Here is a 5098-nt window from a genome sequence, read left to right on the forward strand (position 1 = left end):
AGGCGTACGGCCTCTTCCACGGCGATTTCGCAGAAGGGGTTCATGGACATCTTGACGTTAGCAAGGTCGACGCCGGAGTTGTCCGCTTTGACGCGAACCTTGACGTTGTAGTCGACCACTCGTTTGACAGCTACAAGAACCTTCATGGATTCCTCGTTACTCTCCGGTGAATAGATAGTCGCCTGGGGCAGAGCCCAGCGATGCGCGTGGGTACAAGGGCACCTCTGAAGACGTAGCGGGAGGCAGCAACTTCACAGTGACCGAACAGTCATGACCGGACTCTTGCGACAAATACTCGCGGGTCATTTTCTGTCGTGGCGTGTAAACTCCACTACAAACCGGATTTCAGCCCGAAAACCCTGCTCCACACCTGGTCTTTAGAGGTGTACCTGCGCCCGGCTGCAAGCCTACGGCGAACGTAAAACCGCTCGTATCTTGACCGTAACACCCCATCCGGTCAATACGGCAAATCGGTCACCCTCCAGCCGCGTTCCTGTGATTTTACTGGCCTGCGGCAAATTCAAACAAACGTTTGTATTGGACCCGCCAAGTGGTGTAGATATAATGCGCGGCCAAGACAAAACGGTGTAGTCCGTCATTTGCGCAGCTACAGTTTCGCTCCCGTGATGAGCCACTGTGCGCAAGCACCCATAAGACAAAGCAACAGCACGAGCCTTGATGAGTAGGAGAGAACCTGTGGAACGCGAATACATGGAATTCGACGTGGTCATCGTCGGCGCCGGCCCGGCAGGCCTGTCCGCCGCCTGCCGCCTGAAGCAGAAGGCCGCCGAAACCGGTAGCGAAATCAGCGTCTGCGTGGTGGAAAAAGGCTCTGAAGTCGGCGCCCACATCCTCTCCGGCGCGGTGTTCGAGCCCCGCGCCCTGAACGAACTGTTCCCTGACTGGAAAGCACTCGGTGCGCCGCTGAACACCGAAGTGAAGCGCGACGACATCTACGTGCTCAAGGATGCCGGCAGCGCCACCAAGGTGCCTGACCTGTTCGTGCCCAAGACCATGCACAACCATGGCAACTACATCATCTCGCTGGGCAACCTGTGCCGCTGGCTGGCCCAGCAGGCCGAAAACCTCGGCGTGGAAATCTACCCGGGCTTCGCCGCCCAGGAAGCGCTATTCGACGACAACGGCGTGGTCCGCGGCATTGTCACCGGCGACCTGGGTGTCGACCGCGAAGGCAACCCCAAGGACGGCCTGTACACCCCGGGCATGGAGCTGCGCGCCAAGTACACCCTGTTCGCCGAAGGCTGCCGCGGCCACATCGGCAAGCAATTGATCAAGCGCTTCGATCTCGACAACGAGTCCGATGTCCAGCACTACGGCATCGGCCTGAAGGAAATCTGGGAAATCGACCCGGCCAAGCATGAGCAGGGCCTGGTGGTGCACACCGCCGGCTGGCCGCTGGACGTGGTGGCCAAGGACAACACCGGTGGCTCGTTCCTTTACCACCTGGAAAACAACCAGGTGGTGGTCGGCCTGATCGTCGACCTGTCCTACGCCAACCCGTACCTGTCGCCATTCGACGAATTCCAGCGCCTCAAGCACCACCCGGTGATGAGCCAGTACCTCGAAGGCGGCAAGCGCATCAGCTACGGTGCCCGGGCCATCTGCAAAGGCGGCCTGAACTCGCTGCCGAAAATGGTCTTCAACGGCGGCGCGCTGATCGGTTGCGATCTCGGCACCCTGAACTTCTCCAAGATCAAGGGCAGCCACACCGCCATGAAGTCCGGCATGCTCGCCGCTGAAGCGGTGGCCGAGGCCCTGGCCGCCGGCCGCGAGGGTGGTGACCAGCTCGACGGTTATGTCAGCGCGTTCAAGGCCAGCTGGCTGTATGACGAACTGTTCGCCAGCCGCAACTTCGGCCCAGCCTTGCACAAGTTCGGCCCGCTGCTCGGTGGCGCGTTCAACTACGTGGACCAGAACTGGTTCGGCGGCAAGCTGCCGTTCACCCTGCACGACACCAAGCCGGACTATGCCTGCCTGAAGCTGGCGGCCGACTCGCAGAAGATCGACTACCCGAAACCGGACGGCAAACTCAGCTTCGACAAGCTCAGCTCGGTATTCCTCTCCAGCACCAACCACGAAGAGGAACAACCCTGCCACCTGAAGCTGACCGACCCGAACGTGCCGATCGCCAGCAACCTGCCGCTGTACGACGAACCGGCCCAGCGCTACTGCCCGGCAGGCGTGTACGAGGTGGTCACCCAGGAAGACGGCAACAAGCGCTTCCAGATCAACGCGCAGAACTGCGTGCATTGCAAAACCTGCGACATCAAGGACCCGGCCCAGAACATCACCTGGGTCACCCCTGAAGGCGCTGGCGGGCCTAACTACCCGAACATGTAAGGCCCCTGCCCTTGACGACAAAAAGCCCCCGCTTCTCATGAGCCGGGGGCTTTTTGTTGCCTCCTGGTGTCAGGCCGTACGCACTTCCTCGAAAAGCTCTGGATGACGGTCCAGCAGCTTGAGCAGTTTCACCAGCGCCACTGGCGGCGTGGTCTTGCCGTTTTCATAGCGGGAGAATGCATTGACCCCACCGCCGAAAATCTCACCCGCTTCGCGCTGGTCGAGGTCGAACTTTCTGCGTATGGAGGCAATAAAGGAAGGATCTACAACAGTTGCGTTGATCTGGCGCTCGAATACCGTCATCAGGTGACTGACGCGCATGGCTTCATCATGACTCAGTACACATTCACCACATGCGGAACAGTAATCGCCACTTACTTCAGGGATCACTGTCGCCTCTCCTTTGTAGCTATAGGGCATGCCCTGAACGTCAGGTGCAAGCTCCGAGCCGCCGCATATTGGACATCTCATGGTTACAACTCCTTGAAAGACACGATGAGCACGTCGTCTACCACGGACAATTTCAGATAAACGTACCCAATTGCTGTAAGCGGGCGATACACGTCCTGCCAGACCCGATGATCAATATGGCTGGTCATGCTCTTGTAGAAATCATTGCGCCTCAAGCTGTTGATTACTTCAAGCATGCCCGAAAAATCCATTCCCAGCGCCTTGGCACCTCTCAATGCAGCGCCCGTAGGGCTGATTCGCCTTGCCGCAGCCAAGGCCTTCACCCGCTCCAGCGGGCAGTGAGGCGTTCTCTTTTCCATGAGAAATTAACCTTCCAGGTTAAATTTGGCTAATAGGTTATTCCAATAACCCCCGCCCAGAAGTCTGCCTCACCACCCCACAGCCGTTACCGGCTCATTTGTCACCGCACATGATCGGCATCGGCTCTGCCGCCAGCGCCAATGGCTCGCGACGCCCGAAATACAAGGCGGTCAGCAGCCCCACAGCGCCCATCACCAGACAAAAGCCGACACACACCCACGGGCTCCACGGCATCAGCGCGATCAGCGCCAGCGGCGTGGTGCTGGCCCACAGCGCGTAGGCCACGTTGTAGGTAAAGGAAATGCCCGACACGCGAATCTCCGCAGGGAACAGCCCCACCATGATCGACGGCACCACGCCCACCACACCGCAGCTCAACCCGGCCAGCGCATAGGCCAGCCAGGTCATGCCCCACTGCCCCACCAGGCTGGCGTACAACGCGCCGATCCCCAGCGGCAACAGCAGGCTGTAGAGCATCAGCGCACGCCAGGCGCCCACGCGATCGACCAGCAGGCCAGCCAGCACGCAGCCGATGTTGAGGAAGACGATGCCCACGCTGCTGAGGGCAAAGGTATGCCCGGCACTCATGCCGAAGCGCTGTTGCATCACCGTCGGGGTGATCACCACCAGCACCACCACGGCAGAGGTCAGCACACAGGTCAGCAATGTTGCCGGGATCAGCGCCCCACGGTGCTCGCCCAGCACCCGCCGCAGCGGGAACTTCACCGGCTGCTGCTGGCGTGCGCGCAGGGCCAGAAACACCGGCGTTTCGCTAAGCCAGCGGCGCAGCCACACACCGATTACCCCAAACACCCCACCCAGCAGGAACGGATAGCGCCAGGCGTAGTCGAGGATTTCCTGTGGGCTGAACAGCTGCGCCAGCAACGTCGCGGTCAGCGCCCCCAGCAGGTAACCGAAGGTCAGCCCGGCCTGCAGAAAGCCCAGGGCATAACCACGCCGCCCGGTCGGGGCATGCTCGGCGACGAAGGTCCAGGCACTTGGCACTTCGCCGCCTACCGCAGCGCCCTGCAGGATGCGCAGGGCCAGCAGGATCAGCGGCGCGGCATAACCGATGTCGGCATAGGTCGGCATCACCCCTATCAGCAGGCACGGCAGGGCCATCATCAGGATGCTCAGGCTGAACACCCGCTTGCGCCCCAGGTGGTCGGCGAAATGCGCCATCAGGATGCCGCCCAGCGGCCGTGCCAGGTAACCGGTGACGAAGATGCCGAAGCTTTGCAGCAGGCGCAGCCACTCGGGCATCTCGGGCGGGAAGAACAGCTGGCTGAGGGTTAGCGCAAAGAACACGAAGATGATGAAGTCGTAGATTTCCAGCGCGCCGCCCAGCGCCGCCAGGCCCAGGGTCCGATGGTCGCCGCGGCTGAAGCGCGGCGGGCGAGCGGTATCGATGGCAGTCATGGCAGGGTCCGCAAATCGGCAAAGGGCAAGAGCATAACAAATACCTGCCGCGTTGCCCTGCCCGCTGCGTCGCTAGCGGTTGAACACCGTATGCGCGAAGTTGGCGCGCGGCCGTGGCCGCGTCGTGGTAGCGGGCATGGCGCCTGGCAGCGGCAACTTGCCGACCAGCAGCGGTGCGTCGATGATCGTCATGAACGACTCCAGCGCCTCGTTATCGGGCACCTGGGGCAGGCTCAGGCTGACGGCCTGGCGCTCGGTCTGCGGTACGGCAGGCACCTTCAGCTGGGTGGAGTGGTAAAGCAGGGCGTGCTGGATTTGCGTGCTGACCCGGCAGAAGCGCTCCAGGTCGACCCCGGCATGGCTGGCCAGCTCGATATTGCCCAACAGCAGGTGGAAGGGCTGCAAGGCGCAATGCACCAGGCGCTGCAGCTCCTCGAAACTGTCCACGGGGGCTATGCGGAAGTAGCCCAGGCCGTTGAGCAGCCGCTCCAGCTGCAAGCGCTGGCAAGGGTGTGCGTCGGCGATGAGGATGCGCAGGGTCTTGTTT

Annotated in this window: 5 protein-coding genes and 1 pseudogene; 1 reads left to right on the forward strand and 5 read right to left on the reverse strand. The window is 61.4% G+C overall.

The window, feature by feature from the left end:
- A pseudogene (locus HP547_RS27275) lies at positions 1-146 on the reverse strand (electron transfer flavoprotein subunit beta/FixA family protein); the annotation flags it as partial.
- Positions 147-678: 532 nt separating this feature from the next.
- Between HP547_RS27275 and HP547_RS27280 the strand changes: the two are divergent.
- Positions 679-2361 (forward strand): electron transfer flavoprotein-ubiquinone oxidoreductase, encoded by a 1683-nt coding sequence (locus tag HP547_RS27280; RefSeq protein ID WP_172226146.1) that lies wholly within the window; start codon positions 679-681, stop codon positions 2359-2361.
- Positions 2362-2430: 69 nt separating this feature from the next.
- On the opposite strand, the gene HP547_RS27285 is transcribed toward HP547_RS27280, so the two are convergent.
- From HP547_RS27285 to HP547_RS27300, 4 genes are all read right to left on the reverse strand, one after another.
- Positions 2431-2832: a type II TA system antitoxin MqsA family protein gene (locus HP547_RS27285; protein ID WP_172226149.1), complete on the reverse strand. Its 402-nt coding sequence runs from the start codon at positions 2830-2832 to the stop codon at positions 2431-2433.
- A gap of 2 nt (positions 2833-2834) precedes the next feature.
- Positions 2835-3131 (reverse strand): type II toxin-antitoxin system MqsR family toxin, encoded by a 297-nt coding sequence (locus HP547_RS27290; RefSeq protein WP_172288540.1) that lies wholly within the window; start codon positions 3129-3131, stop codon positions 2835-2837.
- 94 nt (positions 3132-3225) lie between these two features.
- Positions 3226-4551 carry an MFS transporter gene (locus HP547_RS27295; protein ID WP_172288542.1) on the reverse strand — a complete coding sequence of 442 codons (1326 nt, stop codon included), beginning with the start codon at positions 4549-4551 and terminating at the stop codon, positions 3226-3228.
- A gap of 72 nt (positions 4552-4623) precedes the next feature.
- A partial coding sequence (locus HP547_RS27300; RefSeq protein ID WP_172288544.1) for a histidine kinase occupies positions 4624-5098 on the reverse strand: 475 nt, incomplete at its 5' end.

It is taken from the genome of Pseudomonas sp. CM27, from assembly GCF_013179515.1.
Lineage (GTDB): Bacteria > Pseudomonadota > Gammaproteobacteria > Pseudomonadales > Pseudomonadaceae > Aquipseudomonas.